The following is a 22,535-nucleotide window of genomic DNA, read 5'->3' as shown; positions in this document are numbered from 1 at the left end:
CATCGGGCCCAAACCTTTCGCCGTGGGGTCACTGTAAAAATTGCGCCGCATGGGCACATGAGCGGTGCGCCCCTTCTGAAGCGAGACAAGCGCCCCGCGCGCCCTGCCCGCACCCATGACAAAGCGCCTGCCCGCCGGCGGGCGCGAATTACCGCAGCGCAGGGCAAAAAAAAGGCCCTGGCGTTGCGCCAGGGCCTTGTGTAACTACTGATCCAGCGGCTGGTTCAGGTGTCGAGCGACAGGTGCTGGCCATGCAGCGCGGCTGCCGCGGGCGATGCCAGGAAGCCGATGGTCTGAGCCGCAACCGCGGTCGAGACCCACTCGGCTGGATTCGCATTGGGCATGGCCTGTCGGTTGGCTGGCGTGTCGAGCACGCTGGGCGCCACGCTGTTGATGGCCACACCATGCGGCGCCGCCTCGGCCGCCATGGATTCCACCAGGCGCTGCAGCGCACTCTTGGATGCGATGTAAGCCGCCATGGCCGGCAAGCCGCGCGCGGCCACCTTGGCCGTGACCGCCACGATGCGGCCGGCGCCGTGCTCGATCATCGAAGGCAGCACCGCCTGCGTGACCGCCACGAAAGACCAGGCATTCAGATTCATCATGCGGTCCCAGCTCGCACGCGAGAGCGCATGCGTTGCCTCCCCCATCTCGAAGCCCCCCGCAATGTGGATCAATGCGTCGATGCGGCCGAAAGCCTTGAGCGCCTGGCCCGCGAGCTCCGACATTTCAGACGCCGAGGTCACGTCTCCCGCGAGCAGCAGGTGCTGTGAATTGTCCAGGCCCGGGAAGACCTCGGACAGGTGGTCGGCACGGTGGTCGACCAGCGCAAGGCGTGCGCCCTGCTCCAGAAAATGCTGCGCCACTGCGCGCCCCAGCGCGCCTGCGGCCCCCGTGATCACAACATGGGGCATGGTGGTTGTATCTGTCATGGAAGTTTCTCCTGGTGGAAGGCCCGGGCCCGTCGAACGATGGCCAATGCTAACGCTGCCGTGCACAAAATCGTTGAGCCCCAGAATTTTTACGCTATACTTGCGGTCTTGCCAAAAAACGCAAAACGTTTTCTAGTGCAAGGGCTCTTAGCTCAGTTGGTAGAGCAGCGGACTCTTAATCCGTAGGTCGAGTGTTCGAGTCACTCAGGGCCCACCAACCAACATCGCGGAAACGCTGAAAAGCCTGCTACCTCATCGGTAGCGGGCTTTTTTCATTGGCTCAACGGCTACGACTTACCGGTCAACCAGCCCTCGACAAACCGCGACAGGACGTCCCGCTTTTCCCTCACCTCCGCCAGCAGGTATTGCCGCGCGTGCTCTTGGGCGAGTTCGCTCGACAAGAACCATGCCTCACGCGCATCGTCTCCCTGTGGAGGCGGGGTGCCCCAAGATGTGAGACCGCGGCCGAGAAAGGCCTCCGTGACGGGCAAGCGTCCATCGGTTCGGCCCAACTCCGACAGCGGGTTGCGTGGCCCGCCGAGTTCGACGCGGATGTGCACAAGGTCTTCGTCCGCCACGATGGACGCACCCAAACCACCTTGCTGCTGAACCTGCCACAGTTGGGCCGCGACAGCATGGCGGATCCAGCTTTCCAATGCCCGCTCCAGGCTTTCGATGATTGTTTGCTTGTCCATCCGGGACTCTTTCATATCTGAATCAATGGTTGAAGCACTACCTGCCCCGCGCAGGATAGCCGTGCGCATGTCCTGCGGAACCTCGACCGCGCGATGGCTCTCGAGCGAGGTGGTCACAAGCACCTGCTTCATCTGCATGCGCAGTTCGCCGCTGGCGGGGTCGAAGCAGCGCAACACGAGCGTCATGGAGCGCGAGCCCAGCCGCTCCACCGCAAGGCCGAGCGTGACCTTGTCGCCCATGCGGCTCACGGCGCGAAAGTCGGCTTTGAGCCGCACCGTTGGCAAGCCGATGCGCCGCTCGCCGATGAGCGCGTGGTAATCGATACCCAGCCCGTCGCTCACCCAGTCTTCCACCAAGCCGTTGAGCATGACGAAGTACTGCGGATAGAAGACGATGCCCGCGGGGTCGCAATCCGAAAAGCGGATCATCCGCGGGCGCTGGAATTCGGCCAAGGAGGCTTGCGCTTCGCCTGCTTCGCTCATCGTCAGCCCTCCTCGCCCGACGGCTCGCTGCGCATCACGTGCACGCGCAGCTGGCCGAGCTGCGTGTGCATCTGCTTGACGGTCTTCATGTCGAGGCCCGAGAACATTTCGAGAATCCACTGCTCGTGTTCCTTGGCCATGGTCTCGAAGGTCGCGCGGCCCTTGGGCGACAGGCTCACGATCCACGAGCGGCGGTCGTCGGGGCTGTGCGCCCGCGCCACCAAGCCGTCGCGCTCCAGTTCGTCGGTCAGGCCCGTGACGTTGCCGCCGGTCACCATCAGGTAGCGCGACAGCACGCGCATCTTGAGGCCTTCTTCATAGCGGTAAAGCTGGGCCATGTAGTCGAAGCGTGCCAGCGAGATGCCGAAGCGCTCGCGCAGCCGGCGCCGGATTTCGGCCTCGATCTGCGTGGTGCTGGCCAGCATGCGCAGCCAGAGCCTGAGCATGGCGTGGTCTTCGCGGCCGGCGCGGGCCTCGTGGCCGAGTTCTTCGGCATCGCTGAGTGCGGCATGCGAAGCGTCGTTGCGCATCACATCACCTCCCCGCCCGACACCGAGACCGACTGCCCGGTAACGGACGCGGCGCCATCGCCGCAGAGCCAGCGCACCGCGTCGGCCACCTCGGCAGGCTGCACGATGCGCCGCTGCGGATTGACGCTGGAGAACTCGGCCAGCGCGTCGGCCTCGCTGCGCCCGGTCTTGCCCACCACGTTGGCGACGCTTGCGCGCAGGATGTCGGTGTCGGTGTAGCCTGGGCACACCGCATTCACGGTGATGCCCTTGCGCGCCACTTCGAGCGCGAGCGAGCGCGTGAGCCCGATCAGGCCGTGCTTGGCCGCCGAATAGGCCGCGACGTAGGCATAGCCCTTCTGGCCCGCGGTGCTGGCAATGTTGACGATGCGGCCCCAGCCGGCCTCGAGCATGTCGGGCAGCGCCGCCTGCGCACACAGGAAGCTACCGGTCAGGTTTACCGACAGCATGCGCTGCCAGAGCTCGACCGAGGTCTTGAGAAACGGCGCGCTCTCGGCAGCCCCGGCGTTGTTGACGAGGATGGCAACCGGCCCGCGCTCGGCGCGAGCCAGCGCAAAGGCCGACTGGACCGCCTGCGCGTCGGCTACGTCGGCAGCGGCAACACCATGCCCTTGGCCTTCAAGCGTGGACGCTACGCGCTGCAGCGCTTCGAGGTCGCGCCCCAGCAGGGTCAACGTTGCACCCTCCACAGCCAGTGTGCGGGCAATCTCGGCGCCAATGCCGCGCGCGGCACCGGTGACGAGGGCGTGGCGGCCAGTCAGTGAATTTGCGTTCATACTAAATTGTTTAGTTCTGAACTATTCTAGCGCCCGGTCCAAAGTCTATGCACTCACATCCGATCGCGCAGTTTGAACTTCTGCACCTTTCCATCTTGCGGCCCAGCTTTTTAAGCCGCGTGGCCGATGAGAGCGACAAAATTCCACCATTGGAGACCCTCTCGCAAACCCGCAATGAAAAAGCCCGCGCTTCTTGCGAAGCGCGGGCTTTCTTTTGGGGCGAGGCAGCCGGCCGGCCGCTTCGGAATGGATCAGCGCGTCGGCTTGAACGCACGCTTTTGTGCGTCGCGGGGCACGAACACCTTGCCCGGGCCGCCATGGCCTGCGCCATTGCCGCGCGGTGCGAAGCCTTCGCGGGGTGCAAACCCTTCACGGGGCGCAAAGCCGCCGTCGCCTCGGCCGCCGCCATGGCCATGGCCGCCGCGCGGAGCGCTGTCGCCCCAGCCCGGCTTGCGGCCATAACCACCGCCACCGCCGCCATTGCCGCCGTCGTCACGGCTGCCACCGAAGCCGGCGTTGTTGCCGCCCTGGAAGCCGCGCGGGCCCTGGTGACCTTGGCTCGGGGCCGGACCGCGTGCATTGCGGTCGTTGAAGCCGCTGGCACCGGCGTAGCCGCCGCTGTTGCCGCCGCGGTAACCACCGCCGCCGCCTGCGCCGCCATTGCCGAACTTGCGGTCGCGCGACTGGTTGTCGCCACGGCCACCGCGGTACTCGCCCATCGGGGGACGCGATTGCGGCATGCGCTGTTGCGGCTCGAGGCCGGCGACCACTTCGGCCTTGAACTGCTGGCGGCTGTACTGCTCGATGTCCATGATCTTGCGGCGATCGCGGAATTCGGCAAACGTGATGGCCAGGCCATCGCGGCCTGCACGGCCGGTGCGGCCGATGCGGTGGGTGTAGTCCTCGGCCTTCATCGGCAGGCCGAAGTTGAAGACGTGGGTGATGGTTGGCACGTCGATGCCGCGGGCGGCAACGTCGGTGGCCACCAAGATCTGCACCTGGCCCTGGCGCAGCGCCATCAGGCGGCGGTTGCGCAGGCCCTGGCTCAGGGCGCCGTGCAGCGCTACGGCGCTGAAGCCTTCTTGCTGCAGGTCGCCGGCGAGGCCGTCGCATTCGACTTGCGTGCTGGCGAACACGATCGCCTGGTTGATGCTGGTGTCGCGCAGCCAGTGATCGAGCAGCTTGCGCTTGTGCTGGCTGTTGTCGGCCCAGTACAGCGATTGCTTGATGTTGGCGTGCTTCTCTTGCGGGCTGTCGATGGTGATGCGCTGCGGCTCGCGCATGACGCGCTGGGCCAGCTGCTGGATGCGCGGCGCGAAGGTGGCGCTGAACATCATGGTTTGCTGGCGCTCGATGGTGAGCTGGTTCACTTCGGCCAGGTCATCGGAGAAGCCGAGGTCGAGCATGCGGTCGGCTTCGTCGACCACCAGGAATTTGACCTGGTCGAGCTTGAGCTGCGACGAGCGCTGCAGGTCGAGCAGGCGGCCGGGCGTGGCCACCACGAGGTCGGCGTTCTGCAGCTTGGCGATCTGCAACTGGTAGGGCATGCCGCCCACCACATTGGCAACGCGCAGGCCGCGGCAATGGCGAACCAGTTCGATGGCGTCGTGCGCCACCTGCTGCGCGAGTTCGCGCGTCGGGCACAGGATCAGGGCGCCGGGGGTGGCGGCCTTGAAATGGCGTGCGTTGGTCGGGTCCTTGCGCTTCGGCTTCTTCGGCACGGCTTCGCCGCGGGCAGCGGCTTCGGCGGCCAGGCGCTGGAATTCGGCCTTGGCTTCGGCTTCGGCTTCGGCCTGGCGCTTGAGCAGCGTGTGCAGCACGGGCAGCAAGAAGGCCGCGGTCTTGCCGGAGCCGGTCTGGCTGGAGACCATCAAGTCGACGAAACGGGCCTTGCCGTCCTGGCCGGCTTCACCGCCCATGGCGAGCGGGATCACCTTGTCTTGCACGGTGGTGGGCTGGGTGAACCCCAGGTCGGCCACGGCGGCGATCAGTTCGGGCGCGAGGCCGAGCTTGATGAAGCCGTTGGGCAGGCGGGGTTCTTCGGCCACGGCCGCTTCGGGGGCAGCTGCATCGAGCGCCTCCAGAATCGGCGCCTCGGACACGGTGTCCACGGTGGCGATGAATTCGTTGTTGTTGGTGGATTGCACAGGCGCGAACTCGCCCTGCGCTTCAAAAGCGTCGGTCATGTAGATATCAATCTCAAACGCGAGCGCTGCCGTAGGCGGCGCCCCGTTGGTGGTTAAAAACATCAACCATCCAACGACATTCAACTTCTGGCTTACGCCGGAGGCTGCGGCCCTTTTTGATCAGCGGATGCGATCGGGCGCGGTGTGCAAGATAGGGAGATGCAAGAGACGCTGACCAGAAAAACCAAAAATACCGGTAGCCCGGATCAGCGAAGCCTTCGATTATGGCACGGGTCGGGGTTTTTACCTAATCCGTGAGTTTTAGAAAGGTTTCCCGGTAGTGCGCGAGCTCTTCGATGGATTCGTGCACGTCGGCCAGCGCCGTGTGCGCCTGCTGCTTCTTGAAGGAGCTGTAGGCCGCGGGCTTCCAGCGCTTGGCCAGCTCCTTCAGGGTGCTGACGTCGAGGTTGCGGTAGTGGAAGTACGCCTCGAGCTTGGGCATGAACTTGACCAGGAAGCGCCGGTCCTGGCCGATGGTGTTGCCGCACATGGGCGAGCCGCTGCGCGGAATGTATTTGGCGATGAATTCCAGCAGCTGCTGCTCGGCCGCCGCTTCGTCCAGCGTGGAGGCCTTCACCTTGTCGATCAGGCCGCTGCGGCCGTGCGTGCCCTTGTTCCAGGCGTCCATGGCGTCGAGCACCGCGTCGCTCTGGTGGATGACCAGCACGGGGCCATCGATGCGGGGCGTGAGGTCGGGGCCGGTGACGACCACGGCAATCTCGAGCAGGCGCTCTTTTTCGGGGTCGAGGCCGCTCATTTCGCAGTCGAGCCAGACCAGGTTCTGGTCGCTTTTCTTCAGGACGGGCGTGGTCGTGACGATCGTGGGGTCAAGGGATTCGGGCATCGCTGGATTGTCGTCGAAGGTCTGCATCGGTCGGACCCGAGGGCTAAACTCGGCGCTCATGTCCTATTCGCTCATCTTCACCACTGCCTTCGCCTCTGCGCTGGTCGCGGGCCTGCTCGTGAAGTTCTGGCTCGCCTCGCGGCAGATACGCCATGTGGCGCGGCACCGGAGCGCCGTGCCGGCCGCTTTCGAACACACCATCAGCCTGGCCGCGCACCAGAAGGCGGCCGACTACACCATTGCCAAGGCGCGCCTCGGCCTGGTCGAGATGGCATGGAGCACGGCGCTGCTGCTCGGCTGGACGCTGCTGGGCGGCCTGGACGCACTCAACAGGCTGTTGCTGGCCTGGCTGGGCGGCGGCATGGTGCAGCAGTTGGCTCTGCTGGCGACGTTCGCGGTCATCGGCGGCCTGCTCGAGCTGCCCTTTACGCTGTGGCAAACCTTCAAGCTCGAAGAACGTTTCGGCTTCAACAAGATGACCCTTCGCCTCTGGCTCGGCGACACCCTCAAGTCGACGCTGCTTGGCGCGGCGATCGGGCTGCCAATCGCTGCGCTGATCCTCTGGCTCATGGGCGCCGCGGGCAGCACGTGGTGGCTCTGGGCCTGGGCCGTGTGGATGGGGTTCAACCTGCTGGGGATGCTGATCTATCCCACCTTCATTGCGCCGCTGTTCAACAAGTTCAAGCCGCTCGACGACCCCGACCTCAAGGACCGGGTGACGGCCTTGATGAAGCGCTGCGGCTTTGCCGCCAAGGGCTTGTTCGTGATGGACGGCAGCACCCGCAGCGCCCACGCCAACGCGTACTTCACGGGCTTTGGTGCGAGCAAGCGCGTGGTGTTCTACGACACGCTGCTGCGCCAACTCAACGCCAGTGAGGTGGAAGCCGTGCTCGCACATGAACTCGGCCATTTCAAGCATCGCCACATCGTGAAGCGGCTCGTGGCCATGTTCGCGCTGAGCCTGGCGGGCTTCGCGCTGCTGGGCTGGGTGTCGACCCAGGCCTGGTTCTACACCGGCTTGGGCGTGCAGCCCAATATGGCCGCAACGGCGCCAAACGATGCGCTTGCGCTGCTGCTCTTCATGCTCGCGGTTCCGGTGTTCGGCTTCTTCGTCGCGCCCTTGCCCGCCCGTCTGTCGCGCAAACATGAATTCGAAGCCGATGCCTATGCCATTGCGCAGACCAGCGGCGCCGACCTGTCGGCCGCGCTGCTCAAGCTCTATCAGGACAACGCATCGACGCTCACGCCCGACCCCGTGTTCGTCAAGTTCTACTACTCCCACCCTCCGGCCTCCGAGCGCCTCGCGCGCATGACGGCGGCCTGAAAAATACCTGCCCCGGAAGCCGAGACCATGAGCAGCATGTTCAAGCCCAAAGACTGGAAAAACATTCCTCCCCGCCACGCACTGAGCGCCACCGAGATCGTGTCCGGCCTGGCCAAGCTCGACGGCTGGAAGCTCAGCGGCGACGGCAGCGACGTTGCCATCGAGAAGACCTTCAGCTTCGCCAACTATTTCGAGACCATCGCGTTTGTGAATGCGCTGGCTTTCGTCGCCCACACGCAAGACCATCACCCGGATCTGTCAGTGCACTACAACCGCTGCGTGGTGCGCTTCAACACGCACGACGTGGGCGGACTGTCGGTCACCGACTTCGACTGTGCGCGGCAAGCCAACGCGCTGGTTGCGGACCCCGCCGCATGAGGGAACACGCCCGTGGCTAAGCCGGGCCGCGCCGCCGCCTCCGCATCCACTGCTGCGAAGACACTTCACGACGGCCTCGTTGTTGCCAGCCATGGGCGTCATTGCCTTGTCGAAACACCCGCCGGCGAACGGCTGATCTGCCATCCGCGCGGCAAGAAGAGCCAGGCCGTGGTCGGCGACCGCGTGCGCTGGCAGGCCACGGAAGACGAGGGCACCATCGAAGAGGTATTGCCGCGCCGCAATCTCTTCTATCGACAGGACGAGATCCGCACCAAGTCATTTGCGGCCAACCTTGACCACGTGCTGATCCTGATCGCGGCTGAGCCGGAGTTTTCCGAGCACCAGCTGGCGCGTGCATTGATTGCGGCGGAGGCCGAGCGCATCACGCCGATCATCGCGCTCAACAAGAGCGACCTGGTCGAGCCCTTCGCACGCGCATGGAACAAGCTGGCGCCCTATCGCCGCATGCATCACGGCGTGCTGCCGCTGTCGCTGAAGGCTTCGGGCGAAGCGGACTACGCGTCGCTGATGAAGCTGCTTGCCGGCAAGTCGACTCTCGTGCTCGGACCCTCCGGCTCGGGCAAGAGCACCCTGACCAACCTGCTGGTGCCAGGCGCGACCGTGCTGACGCAAGAGATCTCGCAGGCGCTGAACTCAGGCAAGCACACGACCACCAGCACCACTTGGTACTGGATCGACGAGGCACGCACCACCGGCCTGATCGACTCTCCGGGATTTCAGGAATTCGGGCTCAACCACATCCAGCCAATGCAGCTCGCGAAGCTGATGCCCGACATTGCAGAGCACGCGAACGACTGCAAGTTCTACAACTGCACCCATCTGCACGAGCCTGGATGCGGCGTGATCGCGAACGTGGATTCGCCGGCCAGGCCTGGGCCGATCAGCGCGTCGCGCTATAGGATCTACGGCGAGCTCTTTGCCGAACTGAGCCAGTCGCGTTATTGAGCCACTGAGCTACTGAACGCCCAGGATCGATTCGAGCGCCCGCACCAGCGCTCCGCACTGCTCCCGCGTGCCGATGCTGATGCGCAGGTATTGCGCAACGCGCGGCTGCTTGAAATGCCGCACCAGAACCGCCCGCTCGCGCAGCAGTGCCGCGAGCTCTGCCGCATCGCGCTTCGGATGGCGCGCAAAGATGAAGTTGGTCTGCGAGGGCAGCACTTCGAAGCCCAGGTCTTCGAGCTGCAGGCTGAGGCCTTCGCGGGTATCGACTACCTTGTCGCGGGTGGATCGGAACCAGTCTTCGTCCTCGAGAGCCGCGACCGCACCTGCCGTGGCCAGCCGGTCGAGCGGATAGGAATTGAAACTGTCCTTTACTCGGACCAGCGCGTCGATCAGATGCGCCTGCCCGCACGCAAAGCCCACCCGCAAGCCCGCCAGCGAGCGCGACTTGGACAAGGTCTGCACCACCAGCAGGTTCGGATACTTGCCAATGAGCGGCAACGCGCTCTCGCCGCCGAAATCGACATACGCCTCATCGACCAGCACCACACGCGCGGGGCACGCTGCAAGCAGTTGCTCGATGCGCGCAAGCGGCAGCCCGATGCCCGTCGGCGCGTTCGGATTGGCGATCACGAGGCCGGCACAGCCGCCGCGGGCACGGGCCGCCATGGCATCGACATCGACGTGCAGGCCCTCGTCGACCGGCATTAGTTCGCATGCAATGCCATACAGCTGCGCATAGACGCGATAGAAGCTGTAGCTCACATCGGGCATCAGCAAGGCTTCGGCCTGCTGGAAGAAGGCGAAGAAGGCGTGCGCCAGCACCTCGTCGGAACCGTTGCCCGCAAACACCTGGTCGGCTTGCAGGCTGCGCCGCCGCGCCACCGCTTCGCGCACTGCAAGCGAGGTCGGGTCGGGGTAGCGCTCCAGGCCGTTCGCAGCCGCTTGCTGGATCGCATCGATGGCGCGCGGCGACGGCGGATAGGGGTTCTCGTTGGTGTTGAGCTTGACGAGGTTGGCAATGCGCGGCTGCTCGCCGGGCACATAGGGTTCGAGCGCGCCGATGCGCGGGCTCCAGAAAGCCGGCACTGGGGAAGTCATGGCGTTTGCGTTGCTTGTTCTCAGCCGAGCAGCCGGGCCAGCGTGAGCAAGGCCAGCAGAACCATCCACATCACGACCGAGCGCCAGACCAGACCGACCACGCTGCGCAGGTGGCCGGGCTCGGGCTCCCGGCCCGGCGTGCTGCCGCTGTCGGTCCGGCCGCCGTCGACCATCGAGTCGCCGGCCTGCGCGCGCGGCAATGGGTCGGTGACGGGAATCGGGCTCAGCGCACCGCCGCCCAGGCGCACGTTGACGGCGCCCGAGGTCGCCGCGAGGATCACGCCATCGTTTTCACTCGGAAAACGCCGCGCATCGTTGCGCCAGCAATCGATGGCCTCTTCGAAGCTTCCGACGACCGCGAAGCCCAGCGCGGTGATGCGCGCGGGCAGCCAGTCGATCGCGTGCCAGGCGCGTTCCGCGGCCCGCTGCACCGAGACACTCGAAGGCTGTATTGCGGCGCCGATCTTGTGCGTCCAATAGCGCGAGACGAATTCGCTCATTCGATAGAACGCCGCACCGGCCGGCCCCAGACCCAGGGCGGCCAGGATCGAGAACCACGCCAGCACGCCGAACACGTGGCGGTGCGCCGCGATCACCGAATGCTCGATCACGTGGCGGACGATCTCGCTGCGCGGCAGGTCGGCCGCATCGACACCCTGCCAATGCGCCAGCAGCGAGCGCGCGAGCGGCTCGTCGCCTTCGTCGAGCGCATCGCGAATATCAGTGAAGTGGTGGCTGAACTGCCGGAAGCCGAGGGTGACGTAGAGCACCGCAATGCTCCAGAGCACGGCGAACGGAAGCCCCAGCGTGAGCACCAGCAGCCAATGGATGCCAAGCGTCAGCAAGGTGGGCACGAACACCGCAAGGGCCCACGCAACCCATCCGTGATGCGGCTTGCCGGCATCGAAGTTGCGGCTGGTCCAGCGCGTCCACGCCAGCACGCCGCTATACACCGGGTTGTGGGGGGCGAGCGGCCGCACCTGCTCGATCAGCAACGCACACAGGATGGCAAAGAAGCTCATCCTTCGATGATAGCGAGAGAGTTTGCATAGGCCCGGTCCGGGCCAAGTTCAGGCGCTGAGGAAGCGATAGAGATTGCGCAGCATGCCTGCGGTGGCGCCCCAGACAAAGCGCTCTTCGGCGCCGTCCTGGTAGGGCATCGAATACCACTCGCGCCGCGTGCCGTCGGGCGCGGGCACGGTGTGGCGGCGGTGGTTGGCCGGGTCCATGAGCCAGGCCAGCGGCACTTCGAAGGCCAGCGCCACTTCGTAGGGATTGATGGTGAGCTCGAAGTCGGGCTTCACCAGCGCGACCACGGGCGTCACGATGAACGAAGTGACGGTCGTGTAGGTCGGAAGGCTACCAAGCACTTCGATGAACCGGGCGGACAGGCCCACTTCCTCCCAGGCTTCGCGCAAAGCGGCCGCCGCGACGTTCGCGTCCTCGGGGTCGACACGGCCGCCCGGAAACGCCACCTGGCCCGAGTGGGTGGACAGGTGCGCGGTGCGCTCGGTCAGCAGCACGGTGGGGCCCTGCGGTCGCTGCACGATGGGCACCAGCACGGCGGCCTGTGCCGGCGCGCGCTCGGTCATGCGCGGCTCGCGGCGCAATTCGGGCACCCACTCCGGTGGGGCGGCAAAGCGGCTGCGCAGCGCCTTGGTGGTCAACTGCGCGGGTGCAACAGCCGGCAGGCCGTCAGGACCGCCCACCACCGGTGCTTTGCGCGGGTCGATCGCCAACAGCGTGGGTGGCACCACGGCGTTGACGGGTTCATCGGGCGCAAATGACATGGAGGCGGCGGAATTGGTCAAGTGAGAGAGTTTCAGTGAAGGAGTAGAGCGTAAAAAGGGCCTGCTGTCTTTTCGCAGGTTCGCAAGAAGCGTGCACGGCACACAACGCAAAAAGCCGCCAGAGCGGCGGCTTTTTGCACGGGAGCAAGCAGCTTACTTGGCAGCCTGCGACTTGCCCGGCAGCTTTTCCTTGATACGTGCCGAACGGCCGCTGCGGTCGCGCAGGTAGTACAGCTTGGCGCGGCGGACATCGCCGCGGCGCTTGATTTCGATGCCGGCGATCAGCGGGCTGTAGGTCTGGAACGTACGCTCCACGCCTTCGCCGCTGGAGATCTTGCGCACCGTGAAGCCGCTGTTAAGGCCGCGATTGCGCTTGGCGATCACGACGCCTTCGTAGGCCTGCACGCGCTTGCGGGTGCCTTCGACGACGCTCACGCTGACGATGACCGTGTCACCGGGCATGAAATCGGGGATCTTCTTGCCGAGGCGGGCGATTTCTTCCTGCTCGAGGGTTTCGATGAGGTTCATGATTTCCTGATATTCGATCGTGCTCGCGCTACACAAAAGGCGCCTTTGGTTTCATTGCTTCTTTACTGCCAAAGGCAAAAAGAATCCGCAACGAGGCCAGGCGCGGCCGGGCAGAGGATCGGGGAACCGAAGATTATAGCTTTTTTTTCAAAGCCGCCTCATCGGCCTTGCTCAAGCGGCCGCCAGCGCGCGCGGCGTCAATCAGGTCGGGACGCCGTGCGGCGGTAATGGCCAGCCGTTGGTCGCGCCGCCAGCGCTCGATCTGCACGTGGTGCCCCGAGAGAAGCGGCGCCGGCACGCCCTGCCCGTTCCATTGCTCGGGCCGCGTGTAATGGGGGCAGTCCAAGAGGCCATCGAGCGACGGATTGAAGCTGTCCTGCACATGGCTGGCTTCGTCGCCCAGCACGCCAGGCTGCAGACGGGCTACCGCATCGAGCAGCGCCATGGCCGGGATCTCGCCACCGGAGAGAACGAAGTCGCCGAGGCTGATCTGGTGCGTGACGCGCGTGTCGATAAAGCGTTGGTCGATGCCTTCATAGCGGCCGCAAACCAGCACCGCGCCCTCACTGGCGGACCAGCGCTCGACCGCTTCGTGGCGCAGCGCCTCGCCGATGGGGGAAAACAGCACGACAGGCGCCAGGGAGCCGCGCGCAGCGAGCGCCGCATCGAGGCAGGCTGAGAGCGGCTCCGCCATCATCACCATGCCGGGACCGCCACCGAAGGGCCGGTCGTCCACGCGCTTGTAGTTGCCCTGCGCAAAATCGCGCGGATTCCACAGCACGACCTCGACCTGCTTGGACTCGTAGGCACGGCGCGTCACGCCGCTGGCCATGAAAGGCGCGAACAGTTCGGGAAAAAGCGTGAGGACGTCGAAGCGCATGCGCGCGAGCCTCAATCAGTATTCAGGCTGCCAGTCGACCGTGATGAGGCGGCCAGCCAGGTCGACCTTGTCGACGAAGACCGAGACGAACGGCACCATGCGCTCGATGGCCTTGCCGTCTTCTTCGGCCGCGAGCACCAGCGTGGTCTGCGGTCCGGTGGCGAGCAGTTCGCGCACCGTGCCGAGCGCCACGCCTTCGCGGTTGACCACCGAAAGGCCGATCAGGTCGACCCAGTAGTACTCGTCGTCGCCTGCCGTCGGAAAGCTCGAGCGCGGCACGAAAACGCGCGCACCGCGCAGTGCCTCGGCGGCATTGCGGTCGGGCACCTCTTCGGACGAGGCAACGATGCAGTCGGAGTGTTCTTTGGCTTCGCGGATCGCGAGCCGGAAAGCTGCGGTTGCCGAGGCTCCGGGAGCCTGCAGGAACCAGCGCTTGGAAGAAAAAAGCGCCTCTGGCTGGGCGCTGTGGGGCAGGACCTTGAACCAGCCCTTGATGCCCCATGCATCGGCGATGCGTCCTACCTCGATCGCATCCACCGGCAATTCGGCGGCTTCGAGTGTAGGCAGCATCGGCGTGCCGGGCAGCTTAGGCAGCTGCCTTGGGCGCTGCGGCTGCAGCTTGCTTGATCAGGCGCAGGACCGTGGGCGAAGCTTGTGCGCCAACGCTCTTCCAGTACGCCAGGCGGTCCTGGGCAATACGGATGCTTTCTTCGTTTTCCTTGGCGATCGGGTTGTAGAAACCCAGGCGCTCGATGAAACGGCCATCGCGGCGAACGCGCTTGTCCGACACGACGATGTTGAAGAACGGACGGCCTTTGGAGCCGCCGCGGGAGAGTCGAATGACGACCATGATTTATCCTTGGGTGGTGCAGCAAGCCCGTTTTCTAAACAGAAGGCCCGCTCACAGTGTTCTTTCAACGTCGAGACACGCGACATGGCCACCCGGCCAGCGACACGCTGAAAAGCCTGCGATTATAGCCCGACCCGCGTTTTCTCCAATTTCAGCGCTTGGCGCGCTTCGATTTCCACCCGCATGACCCTCACCATCCGCCCCAGCCGCGACGAAGACGTCGCAGCCATCACGGCCATTTACGCCCACCACGTGCTGAACGGCACCGGCACCTTCGAGACCGAGCCTCCCTCGACAGCCGACATGATTGCGCGGCGCGCCGACGTGCTCGGCAAGAACCTGCCCTACCTCGTTGCCGAAGAAAACGGCGAAGTGTTGGGTTTTGCCTACTGCAACTGGTTCAAGCCACGCCCGGCCTATCGCTTTTCGGCCGAAGACTCGATCTATATTTCCGAAGCCGCACGCGGACGGGGCCTGGGCAGCAAGTTGCTGGCGGCCCTCTCAGAGGCCGCAGAGGCGGTGGGCGTGCGCAAGCTCATCGCAGTGATCGGCGACTCGGCCAACGCGGGCTCTGTGGGCGTTCATCGCAGCCAGGGCTTCACGCACGTGGGCGTGCTCAAGGACTGCGGCTGGAAGTTCGGCGAATGGCGCGACGTGGTTCTGATGGAAAAGGTGCTCGGCGAAGGCAGCACCACCAAACCCGAATGAAAAACAAGACCATTGCCGCCTGGCTCTCTTTCCTGGGCGGCCCCTTGGGCCTGCATCGCTTCTACCTTCGCGGCATGGGCGACTGGCTCGGCTGGCTGCTGCCCATTCCCACGGCACTGGGCCTCTATGGCATTGAGCGCGCACGCATGTACGGCCTGGACGACGGCTGGAGCTGGGTGCTGATCCCGCTCCTGGGCTTCACCATTGCCGGATGCGCGCTGATGGCCATCATCTACGGCCTCATGACACCCGAGAAGTGGAACGCACGCTTCAACGCGGGTGCCGCATCGGACGCCGAGCCCGGCCGCACCAACTGGGCCACGATTGGCGCCGTGGTGCTTGCGCTCCTCTTCGGCACCACGGTGCTGATGGCCAGCATCGTGTTCAGCTTCCAGCGCTACTTCGAACACCAGGTCGAGGAAGGCCGAAAGATTTCCCAGTAGCCGTGCGCGCCGCCGGCGGCGGCTGCACGCGTCAGAAAATCTGCAAGCTGACCCAGTAGGCGATGGCGGCCACGAAGGCGGACGCCGGAATCGTGAAGATCCAGGCCCAGACGATGTTGCCCGCCACGCCCCAGCGCACCGCGCTCGCGCGCTGCGCGGAGCCGACGCCGACGATGGCGCCGGTGATGGTGTGGGTGGTCGATACCGGAATGCCCAGCGCGGTGGCCAGGAACAGCGTGAGCGCGCCGCCGGTCTCCGCGCAGAAGCCGCCCACCGGCTTGAGCTTGGTGATCTTCTGGCCCATGGTCTTCACGATGCGCCAGCCGCCGAACATGGTGCCCAGCGCAATTGCGGCATAGCAGCTCACGATGGTCCAGGTCGGCGGGCTCGCATCGGTGGCCGAGGCATAGCCGGTGGCGATCAGCAGCATCCAGATGATGCCGATGGTCTTCTGCGCATCATTGCCGCCGTGGCCCAGACTGTAGGCCCCAGCCGAAACCAGTTGCAGCCGCCGGAACCAGCGGTCGACGCGTGACGGCGTGGCGCGGCGGAAACCCCAGGCCACCACCACCATCATCATCGAGCCGAGCACGAATCCGAGGAATGGCGAAACGAAGATGAAGGCCACGGTCTTCCAGATGCCAGTGGCCACCAGGCCGCCGGTGCCGGTCTTCGCGATCACGGCGCCGACGATGCCGCCGATCAGCGCATGCGACGAGCTGCTCGGGATGCCGTAGTACCAGGTCACGAGGTTCCAGCTGATGGCGCCCACGAGAGCGCCAAAGACCACGTGCACATCGACCACACCGGGCTGGGCAATGCCCTTGCCGACCGTGGCCGCCACGCTCAAGTGGAAGATGAAGATGGCGACCAGGTTGAAGAAGGCCGCGAACAGCACGGCGTGTCCCGGTTTGAGCACGCCGGTCGACACCACAGTGGCGATCGAGTTCGCCGCATCGTGGAAGCCATTCATGAAGTCGAACAGGATCGCGAGCGCGACCAGCACCATCACCACCCAAAGGGCGACCTGAACCGTTGCCATCGAGTGCTACCGATCAGGAATTCTCGAGGACGATGCCCTCGATCACATTGGCCACGTCCTCGCATTTGTCGGTGATCGTCTCGAGCAATTCATAGATCGCCTTGAGCTTGATCACCTCGCGCACATCGGGCTCCTCGCGGAACAGCTTGCTCATGGCGCTGCGCATCACGCGGTCGGCGTCCGACTCGAGGCGGTCGATCTCCTCGCAGGTCTTGAGCGTGGCCTCGGCCACCGCCGGATCGGCGATCTTGCCCAGGAACTTGACGGCGTCCTTCAGGCGGTCGCAGCACTTCACGCTCAGGGCCGTGAGGCGCACGATCTCGTCGGTCATGTGGCGCACGTCGTACAGCGCCATGGTCTCGGCCGAGTCCTGGATCAGGTCGGCCACGTCGTCCATCGTGTTGATGAGCTTGTGGATCTGCTCGCGGTCGATGGGCGTGATGAAGGTCTTGTGGATCAGCCTGTTGACGTCGTGCGTGACACGGTCGGCCGCACGTTCGGCATTGTCGACGTCGCGGTTGTATTGCTCCCGCAGATGCACGTCGTTGTAATTGGCCACGAGTTGCTCGAACGCCCGCGCCGCTTCGACGATGCGCTCGGCGTGCTGGTTGAACATCTCGAAAAAATTCCCCTCGCGGGGCAGCAGCTTGCCAAACATGGCGCTCTCCTGGGTTCGCGGCTGCCACAAATGCGTGACAACGTCATGAAAAACCGCGCAAGTGTAATGGGCGGCGCAAAGTCGGCCGGTCCGGCAGGGTTCCGGACTCCGGCCGGGTCAGTCGCGGATTCGCTCGATGACCTGCGACGAGACGCGGGCGAGCGCCGCGCGCGGCACCTTGTCCGGGGCGATCTCTGCCAGCGGCTTGAGCACGAAGGCGCGATCGCGCATGCGAGGATGCGGCAAGCTCAGCGCGGGGGTGTCCTTGATCGCATTGCCGTGCATCAGCAGGTCGAGGTCGAGCGTGCGCGGCGCATTGGGAAACGGCCGCTCGCGGCCGGCCTGCTCCTCGAGCAGATGCAGCTCGGCCAGAAAAGCCTCGGCCGTGAGCCCGGTCCGCACGGCCACCACGGCATTGATGAAATCGGGCCCGGTTGCATCGACGGGTGCGCTGCGGTAGAGCGACGATCGCGCCGTGACCACGGTGCGCTCGATGGTGCCGATGGCATCCATGGCCGCTTTCACCGCCGCCTGTGCGTCGCCCAGGTTGGCGCCAATGGCGACGAAGGCCTGCACGGTCGGGTAGTCCTCGCGCGTGCGGCGCGCGGCGGGGCTGCCTGGCGCGACCTTGCCTGAAGGCCGGCTGGGCGCGCGGCGTGCCGGCGCGGTGCCGCTCTTCGGCTTGGCGGCGCTGCCACGCGGCGCGGGCGTGCGCTTGCCGCCGGTTGTTCCACTCTTGCCGTCCTTGGGCCGGTTGGGCGCGCTCATTCGCCTGCGGCGCTCCCGCCGCCCTCGCCTGCACCGCCACCGCCTGCGGCACCACCGGTGCGGGGCTTCCGACGCCGCCGGCGTTTGCGCGGCGCCGCGGCATCACCGTCGGCCGACGCGCCGGCGGTTTCGGTTTCCAACTCATCGTCCGGCTGCGCCGGCTCCTGGCTGTCCTGTTGCTGGCGGGCAGCCGGCTCGCTGCGGGGCTTGGAGGGGACTGGATCGCGCGTGCGCACGCGCTGGCGGGTCTTCTGCTCGTCGCGCACCTGCTCCAGCAAGTCTTGCCGGCGGACGTCGTCGGAGGTACTGAACTCCTGCCACCACTCGGCAATGGCCTCGCTGACCTCACCCACGTCAGCGCGAAGGCGCATGAAGTCGAAGGCCGCGCGGAAGCGCGCTTGCTCGACCAGGCTGTAGGGCGTGGAGCCCGTGCGCTTGTCGAAGCGCGGCTGCATCATCCAGATCTCGCGCATGTCGGCGGCCAGCTTGCCGCGGCCCGATACGTCGCCAATGCGGGCGTTGAACACGTCGTCGATCGCGTCTTGCAGCGCCGGGAATGGTGGCTGCGGACGCTGGCCGTGCCGGCCTTCGATGCGCTGGGCCCAACCGTCGCGCACGTCGGCCCAGAGCACGCAGGCCAGGAGGAAGCTGGGCGCCACGGGCTTGCCTTCGCCCACGCGGCGATCGGTGTCCTGCAGGGCGGCCTTCACGAATTGCGAATCGGCGCGCTCCACCACCACGTCGAGCAGCGGATAGATGCCCGTGACCAGACCCAGCTTGCGCAGCTGCTCGACCGTGGCAATGGCATGGCCGGTCTGCAGCAGCTTGAGCATCTCGTCGAACAGGCGACTCTGCGGCACGTCGGCCAGCAGCTTGCTCGATTCGACCAGCGGTGCGGCGGTCTTGGTTTCCATCTTGAAACCGAGGGCCGCGAGCTTGGCCGAGAAGCGAATGGCGCGAATGATGCGCACCGGATCTTCGCGGTAGCGCGTGGCCGGGTCGCCGATCATGCGCAGCGTGAGCTTTTGCGCGTCCTTGATGCCGTTGTGATAGTCGACCACGATCTGGTTGGCCGGGTCGTAATACATGGCGTTCACGGTGAAGTCGCGGCGCGCAGCGTCTTCGTCCTGCGGGCCCCAGACGTTGTCGCGCAGCACCCGGCCGCTCGAATCGACCGCGTGCGTCATGCCCGCGAGCTCGCCCTTGCTGGTGCGCTCGTTGCCCTTCACCTGCTCGGCTGCCGCGTTGTCCATGTAGGCGCGGAAGGTCGAGACCTCGATCACCTCGTGCTCGCGGCCGCGCCCGTACACCACGTGCACGATGCGAAAGCGCCGCCCGATGATGAACGCGCGCCTGAAGAGCGATTTCACCTGTTCGGGCGTGGCGTTGGTGGCCACATCGAAGTCCTTCGGACGCAGTCCCAGCAGCAGGTCGCGCACTGCGCCGCCCACCACGTAGGCCTCGTAGCCAGCCTGCTGGAGCGTGGTGACGACGTTCTTCGCGCGTTCGTCGACCAGGGCGGGATCGATCTTGTGAACCTCTGCAGGCACCTCCTGGCGCTTGCCGAAACGGCTCTTGCCCTGTGCGCCGCCGGCCGATTTGCCGAGCAGCTTGTCGATGAATTTCTTGATCATTGTTGGTTGAAGCTCTTCTTATTCGTTTTCGAGCATGGATCGGATCAGCGGGATCGTGATCGCGCGCTGTGTCTGCAGGGCATAGCCGTCGAGCTGCGTGAGCAGCTCCATGAGGCTGCCCAGGTCGCGGCTGAAGCGGTGCAGCATGAAGTCGAGCACGTCGTCCGACAGCATGACGCCGCGCGCGTCGGCCGCCTGCCGCAGCACCGCGCGGCGTTCGCTTTCGCTCAGCACCTGCAGGTGGAACACGTGGCCCCAGCCCAGCCGGGTGCGAAGGTCTTCGCGCAGCGGCAGGTCCGCCGGCGGCAGGGCGCCCGCGGCCACCACGCCGCGCTGCAGACTCTGCGCGTTGACGAACCAGTTGAAGGCCGCGTGCTGCTGCACCGCGGTGTACAGGTGCACGTCGTCGAGCAGAACGGCGCCCCAGCGCTCGTCGAACTCGGGCGGCTCCAGCAGGCCGGCGTGCAGCCAGCCCACGCTCGCGCCCTGCTCGCGCAGTGCGACACGCACCGATTCGAGCAGATGGGTCTTGCCACTGCCGCTTTCGCCCCACAGATAGGTGGGCACTGGAGAGTGCGGCACCGATTGGCCGGCGCCGCCCACCCACAGTTGCAGGTGCCGCAGCGCCGCCTCGTTGGGGCCGGCAAAAAAAGCGTCGAAGCTGGGGCCCGTCGCAATGCCGATATCGAGCGCGAGCTGTTTCATCCCGGGAAGGTTCATGGAGGGGGCCCGGAGGGCCCTTAAAATCGTGAGGAATTCTATCGGCCCGGCCGCTTCGGTGACCGGCGCCCCTACCTCTTCGTCTCCTTCCCGCCCCTTTCTCGACACCGTCCGACCATGACTTCCCCTACGCCCACCCCGCTCAGCTACAAGGATGCCGGTGTCGATATCGATGCCGGCGACGCCCTGGTCGACCGCATCAAGCCCCTCGCCAAGAAGACCCTTCGCGAAGGCGTGCTGGCCGGCATCGGCGGTTTTGGCGCGCTGTTCGAGGTGCCCAAGCGCTACAAAGAGCCGGTGCTGGTGAGCGGCACCGACGGCGTGGGCACCAAGCTCAAGCTGGCTTTCGAATGGAACATGCACGACACGGTCGGCATCGACCTGGTGGCCATGAGCGTCAACGACGTGCTGGTGCAGGGTGCCGAGCCGCTCTTCTTTCTCGACTACTTCGCCTGCGGCAAGCTCGACGTGGACACGGCCGCGGCCGTGATCGGCGGCATCGCCCGCGGCTGCGAGATTTCAGGCTGCGCGCTGATCGGCGGCGAAACCGCTGAAATGCCCGGCATGTACCCGGCCGGCGAGTACGACCTGGCGGGCTTCGCGGTCGGTGCGGTCGAAAAGTCGAAGATCCTCACGGGCCAGAACGTCAAGCCCGGCGACGTGGTGCTGGGTTTGGCCTCGGCCGGCGTGCACTCCAACGGCTTCAGCCTGGTTCGCAAGGTGATCGAGCGCGCGGGTGCCGATCTGCCCGCCACGCTCGACGGCAAGCCTTTCCGCGAAGCCGTGATGGAACCCACCCACCTCTACGTGAAGCCGGTGCTCGAAGCGCTGGCCAAGCACCCGATCAAGGCACTGGCCCACATCACGGGTGGCGGCCTGCTCGAAAACATTCCGCGCGTGCTGCCCGAAGGCACGGCGGCCCATCTCAAGAAGGGCAGCTGGCCGCAAACCGAGCTCTTCGCCTGGCTGCAGAAGGTGGCGGGCATCGACGACATCGAGATGAACCGCACCTTCAACAACGGCATCGGCATGGTGGTGGTGATCGACGCGGCCGAAGCCGACGCGTGCGCCGCCACGCTGCGCGCGGCCGGCGAGTCGGTGTTCGTGATCGGCACCATTGCCGAGCGCGGCGCGGGCGCCGCCGTGATCGTCGGCTGATCTTTCACTCCGAGGCTCGCGCGCGCAGCACCCGGACCCTGATGGCCAAACCCACCCTCGTCACCATCGACACCAAGCCCAAGCCAGCTTCCCGCAACGTGGTGCTGGCCAGCTACCTGCTGATGCCGGCCGCCCTGCTGCTGGTGATGTGGGAACACCTGCTGCCCGGCCTTTTGTGTGTGTGCATCGGTTTTCTGGCCACGCGCTGGTTTGCACGTCTGATCGGCAATGGCCTGGCGCGGCTGAGGCTGCCGCCGCTGCGTGCGGGCGTGCTGGCCCGGTTCCTGGCGGTCACGCTGATGCTGCTCGCTCCCATTGCGCTGATTTCTCTCGGCCTGTCGGAGGCGCGGGAGTACATCCTCGATGCGCCCGACCAGTACCGCGACCTGCTCGACTACACGGCGCGCACGGTGCTCGAGCTGCGGCTAAAGCTGCCCCCTGAAATTGCGGTCTACCTGCCCGAAGGCGCGGCCGAAGTGCAGCGCGTGGTGGCCAACTACCTGCGGGCGCAGGCCGGTTCGCTGGCCCTGGCAGGCCGGGCATGGCTGGGCGGGCTGCTGTTCGCCTACGTCGGACTCATCGTGGGCGGGCTGGCCGCCATTGCGCCGCCGCCATTGCGGCACCGGCCACTGGCTGCGCAGCTGTACCGGCGCATCACCATCTTCGGCGAGGCCTTTCGCCAGATCGTTGCCGCGCAGTTCTGGATCGCGGCCTTCAACACCCTGCTGACCGCCATCTTCCTGCTGTTCCTGATGCCGCTCTGGGGCCCCCACCTGCCCTATACGCCGGCCCTGATCACGCTGACATTCGTGGCGGGCCTGGTGCCGATCGTGGGCAACCTGGTCTGCAATTCGGTCATCACGCTGGTGGCGCTATCAGTCTCGCCGATCACGGCGCTCGCCTGCCTCGTTTTCCTGATCCTCATCCACAAGGCCGAGTACGTGATCAACGCCAAGGTGGTCGGCAGCCGCACGCAGATGCGGGTGTGGGAACTGCTGGCGGTCATGTTCGTGGCCGAAGCGGTGTTTGGCCCGGCTGGCCTGGTGGCGGCGCCGCTTTTCTACGCGTACCTCAAGAAAGAGCTGCAGGCCGCCGAGCTCGTGTAGGGCTTATGTCCTGATCTGATCGGTTCTGGTCTGCTTTG

Annotated in this window: 24 protein-coding genes, 1 tRNA gene and 1 pseudogene; 8 read left to right on the top strand and 18 right to left on the bottom strand. The window is 65.7% G+C overall.

Going from position 1 to position 22,535, the window contains the following annotated elements; genetic code table 11:
* Positions 1 to 224 precede the first annotated feature (224 nt).
* The gene (locus J2X92_RS22155; RefSeq protein ID WP_307578767.1) at positions 225 to 932 is read right to left on the bottom strand and encodes an SDR family NAD(P)-dependent oxidoreductase; all 708 of its coding nucleotides are present in this window, start codon (positions 930 to 932) and stop codon (positions 225 to 227) included.
* A 141-nt stretch (positions 933 to 1,073) separates the two neighbouring features.
* Between J2X92_RS22155 and J2X92_RS22150 the strand changes: the two genes are divergently transcribed.
* A tRNA-Lys gene (locus tag J2X92_RS22150) sits at positions 1,074 to 1,149 on the top strand.
* Positions 1,150 to 1,669: 520 nt separating this feature from the next.
* Here J2X92_RS22150 and J2X92_RS22145 read toward each other — a convergent pair.
* The 5 genes and pseudogenes from J2X92_RS22145 to orn form a co-directional block, all read right to left on the bottom strand.
* Positions 1,670 to 2,110 (bottom strand): annotated as a pseudogene (locus J2X92_RS22145) (acyl-CoA thioesterase); the annotation flags it as partial.
* A gap of 2 nt (positions 2,111 to 2,112) precedes the next feature.
* Positions 2,113 to 2,640: a MarR family winged helix-turn-helix transcriptional regulator gene (locus J2X92_RS22140; protein ID WP_307578765.1), complete on the bottom strand. Its 528-nt coding sequence runs from the start codon at positions 2,638 to 2,640 to the stop codon at positions 2,113 to 2,115.
* Positions 2,640 to 3,416 carry an SDR family NAD(P)-dependent oxidoreductase gene (locus J2X92_RS22135; RefSeq protein WP_307578762.1) on the bottom strand — a complete coding sequence of 259 codons (777 nt, stop codon included), beginning with the start codon at positions 3,414 to 3,416 and terminating at the stop codon, positions 2,640 to 2,642. The genes J2X92_RS22140 and J2X92_RS22135 overlap by 1 nt, the downstream gene beginning before the upstream one ends.
* Positions 3,417 to 3,667: 251 nt before the next feature.
* Entirely contained in the window at positions 3,668 to 5,602 is a 1,935-nt protein-coding gene (locus J2X92_RS22130; protein ID WP_055799529.1) for a DEAD/DEAH box helicase, read from the bottom strand.
* Between the two features lie 247 nt (positions 5,603 to 5,849).
* A complete protein-coding gene (gene orn, locus J2X92_RS22125) occupies positions 5,850 to 6,446 on the bottom strand; it encodes an oligoribonuclease (protein ID WP_307578760.1) in 597 nt (198 codons plus the stop codon).
* A 58-nt stretch (positions 6,447 to 6,504) separates the two neighbouring features.
* On the opposite strand from orn, the gene J2X92_RS22120 reads away from it, so the two are divergent.
* Genes J2X92_RS22120 through rsgA form a run of 3 tightly spaced genes read left to right on the top strand, consistent with a single transcriptional unit; the run spans position 6,505 to position 9,114 of the window.
* Positions 6,505 to 7,770, top strand: coding sequence for a M48 family metallopeptidase (locus J2X92_RS22120; RefSeq protein ID WP_307578758.1), 1,266 nt, complete (start codon positions 6,505 to 6,507; stop codon positions 7,768 to 7,770).
* A gap of 27 nt (positions 7,771 to 7,797) precedes the next feature.
* Complete coding sequence (locus tag J2X92_RS22115) at positions 7,798 to 8,148, top strand: 4a-hydroxytetrahydrobiopterin dehydratase (protein ID WP_307578756.1); 351 nt, start codon at positions 7,798 to 7,800, stop codon at positions 8,146 to 8,148.
* 12 nt (positions 8,149 to 8,160) lie between these two features.
* Positions 8,161 to 9,114 (top strand): ribosome small subunit-dependent GTPase A, encoded by a 954-nt coding sequence (rsgA, locus tag J2X92_RS22110; protein ID WP_307578754.1) that lies wholly within the window; start codon positions 8,161 to 8,163, stop codon positions 9,112 to 9,114.
* Positions 9,115 to 9,123: 9 nt separating this feature from the next.
* Here rsgA and hisC read toward each other — a convergent pair whose 3' ends face one another.
* From hisC to rpsP, 7 genes are all read right to left on the bottom strand, one after another.
* Positions 9,124 to 10,212, bottom strand: coding sequence for a histidinol-phosphate transaminase (hisC, locus tag J2X92_RS22105; RefSeq protein WP_307578752.1), 1,089 nt, complete (start codon positions 10,210 to 10,212; stop codon positions 9,124 to 9,126).
* Positions 10,213 to 10,232: 20 nt separating this feature from the next.
* Positions 10,233 to 11,234, bottom strand: a complete 1,002-nt coding sequence (locus tag J2X92_RS22100; RefSeq protein ID WP_307578750.1) for a CobD/CbiB family protein — start codon at positions 11,232 to 11,234, stop codon at positions 10,233 to 10,235.
* 48 nt (positions 11,235 to 11,282) lie between these two features.
* Positions 11,283 to 12,002, bottom strand: a complete 720-nt coding sequence (locus J2X92_RS22095) for a CoA pyrophosphatase (protein ID WP_307578749.1) — start codon at positions 12,000 to 12,002, stop codon at positions 11,283 to 11,285.
* A gap of 153 nt (positions 12,003 to 12,155) precedes the next feature.
* The gene (gene rplS, locus J2X92_RS22090) at positions 12,156 to 12,530 is read right to left on the bottom strand and encodes a 50S ribosomal protein L19 (protein ID WP_028259815.1); all 375 of its coding nucleotides are present in this window, start codon (positions 12,528 to 12,530) and stop codon (positions 12,156 to 12,158) included.
* Positions 12,531 to 12,663: 133 nt separating this feature from the next.
* On the bottom strand, positions 12,664 to 13,410 hold the full coding sequence (gene trmD / locus J2X92_RS22085; protein WP_307578747.1) for a tRNA (guanosine(37)-N1)-methyltransferase TrmD: 747 nt from the start codon (positions 13,408 to 13,410) through the stop codon (positions 12,664 to 12,666).
* A 15-nt stretch (positions 13,411 to 13,425) separates the two neighbouring features.
* The gene (gene rimM, locus J2X92_RS22080; RefSeq protein WP_307578745.1) at positions 13,426 to 13,980 is read right to left on the bottom strand and encodes a ribosome maturation factor RimM; all 555 of its coding nucleotides are present in this window, start codon (positions 13,978 to 13,980) and stop codon (positions 13,426 to 13,428) included.
* A 16-nt stretch (positions 13,981 to 13,996) separates the two neighbouring features.
* Entirely contained in the window at positions 13,997 to 14,260 is a 264-nt protein-coding gene (gene rpsP / locus J2X92_RS22075) for a 30S ribosomal protein S16 (RefSeq protein ID WP_028259818.1), read from the bottom strand.
* Between the two features lie 183 nt (positions 14,261 to 14,443).
* Between rpsP and J2X92_RS22070 the strand changes: the two genes are divergently transcribed.
* Both J2X92_RS22070 and J2X92_RS22065 read left to right on the top strand, forming a co-directional pair.
* Positions 14,444 to 14,968 carry a GNAT family N-acetyltransferase gene (locus J2X92_RS22070; RefSeq protein WP_307578742.1) on the top strand — a complete coding sequence of 175 codons (525 nt, stop codon included), beginning with the start codon at positions 14,444 to 14,446 and terminating at the stop codon, positions 14,966 to 14,968.
* Positions 14,965 to 15,411, top strand: coding sequence for an NINE protein (locus tag J2X92_RS22065; RefSeq protein ID WP_307578740.1), 447 nt, complete (start codon positions 14,965 to 14,967; stop codon positions 15,409 to 15,411). Before J2X92_RS22070 ends, J2X92_RS22065 begins: the two co-directional genes overlap by 4 nt.
* A gap of 31 nt (positions 15,412 to 15,442) precedes the next feature.
* Here J2X92_RS22065 and J2X92_RS22060 read toward each other — a convergent pair whose 3' ends face one another.
* From J2X92_RS22060 to hda, 5 genes are all read right to left on the bottom strand, one after another.
* The gene (locus J2X92_RS22060) at positions 15,443 to 16,453 is read right to left on the bottom strand and encodes an inorganic phosphate transporter (RefSeq protein ID WP_307578738.1); all 1,011 of its coding nucleotides are present in this window, start codon (positions 16,451 to 16,453) and stop codon (positions 15,443 to 15,445) included.
* A gap of 13 nt (positions 16,454 to 16,466) precedes the next feature.
* A complete protein-coding gene (locus J2X92_RS22055) occupies positions 16,467 to 17,111 on the bottom strand; it encodes a DUF47 domain-containing protein (RefSeq protein ID WP_021006205.1) in 645 nt (214 codons plus the stop codon).
* A gap of 117 nt (positions 17,112 to 17,228) precedes the next feature.
* Complete coding sequence (gene folK / locus J2X92_RS22050; protein WP_307578735.1) at positions 17,229 to 17,879, bottom strand: 2-amino-4-hydroxy-6-hydroxymethyldihydropteridine diphosphokinase; 651 nt, start codon at positions 17,877 to 17,879, stop codon at positions 17,229 to 17,231.
* Positions 17,876 to 19,513 (bottom strand): polynucleotide adenylyltransferase PcnB, encoded by a 1,638-nt coding sequence (gene pcnB, locus J2X92_RS22045; protein ID WP_307578733.1) that lies wholly within the window; start codon positions 19,511 to 19,513, stop codon positions 17,876 to 17,878. The genes folK and pcnB overlap by 4 nt, the downstream gene beginning before the upstream one ends.
* A gap of 18 nt (positions 19,514 to 19,531) precedes the next feature.
* Positions 19,532 to 20,218, bottom strand: a complete 687-nt coding sequence (hda, locus tag J2X92_RS22040) for a DnaA regulatory inactivator Hda (RefSeq protein ID WP_307578730.1) — start codon at positions 20,216 to 20,218, stop codon at positions 19,532 to 19,534.
* A gap of 132 nt (positions 20,219 to 20,350) precedes the next feature.
* On the opposite strand from hda, the gene purM reads away from it, so the two are divergent.
* Together purM and J2X92_RS22030 are read left to right on the top strand one after the other, a co-directional pair.
* Positions 20,351 to 21,391, top strand: a complete 1,041-nt coding sequence (gene purM / locus J2X92_RS22035) for a phosphoribosylformylglycinamidine cyclo-ligase (protein ID WP_307578728.1) — start codon at positions 20,351 to 20,353, stop codon at positions 21,389 to 21,391.
* A gap of 41 nt (positions 21,392 to 21,432) precedes the next feature.
* The gene (locus tag J2X92_RS22030) at positions 21,433 to 22,497 is read left to right on the top strand and encodes an AI-2E family transporter (RefSeq protein WP_307578727.1); all 1,065 of its coding nucleotides are present in this window, start codon (positions 21,433 to 21,435) and stop codon (positions 22,495 to 22,497) included.
* Positions 22,498 to 22,535: the final 38 nt, after the last annotated feature.

Source organism: Variovorax paradoxus, assembly GCF_030811855.1.
GTDB lineage: Bacteria > Pseudomonadota > Gammaproteobacteria > Burkholderiales > Burkholderiaceae_C > Variovorax > Variovorax paradoxus_L.
The sequence above is the reverse complement of the archived record's forward strand: the minus strand, read 5'-3'. Positions and strand labels throughout refer to the sequence as shown.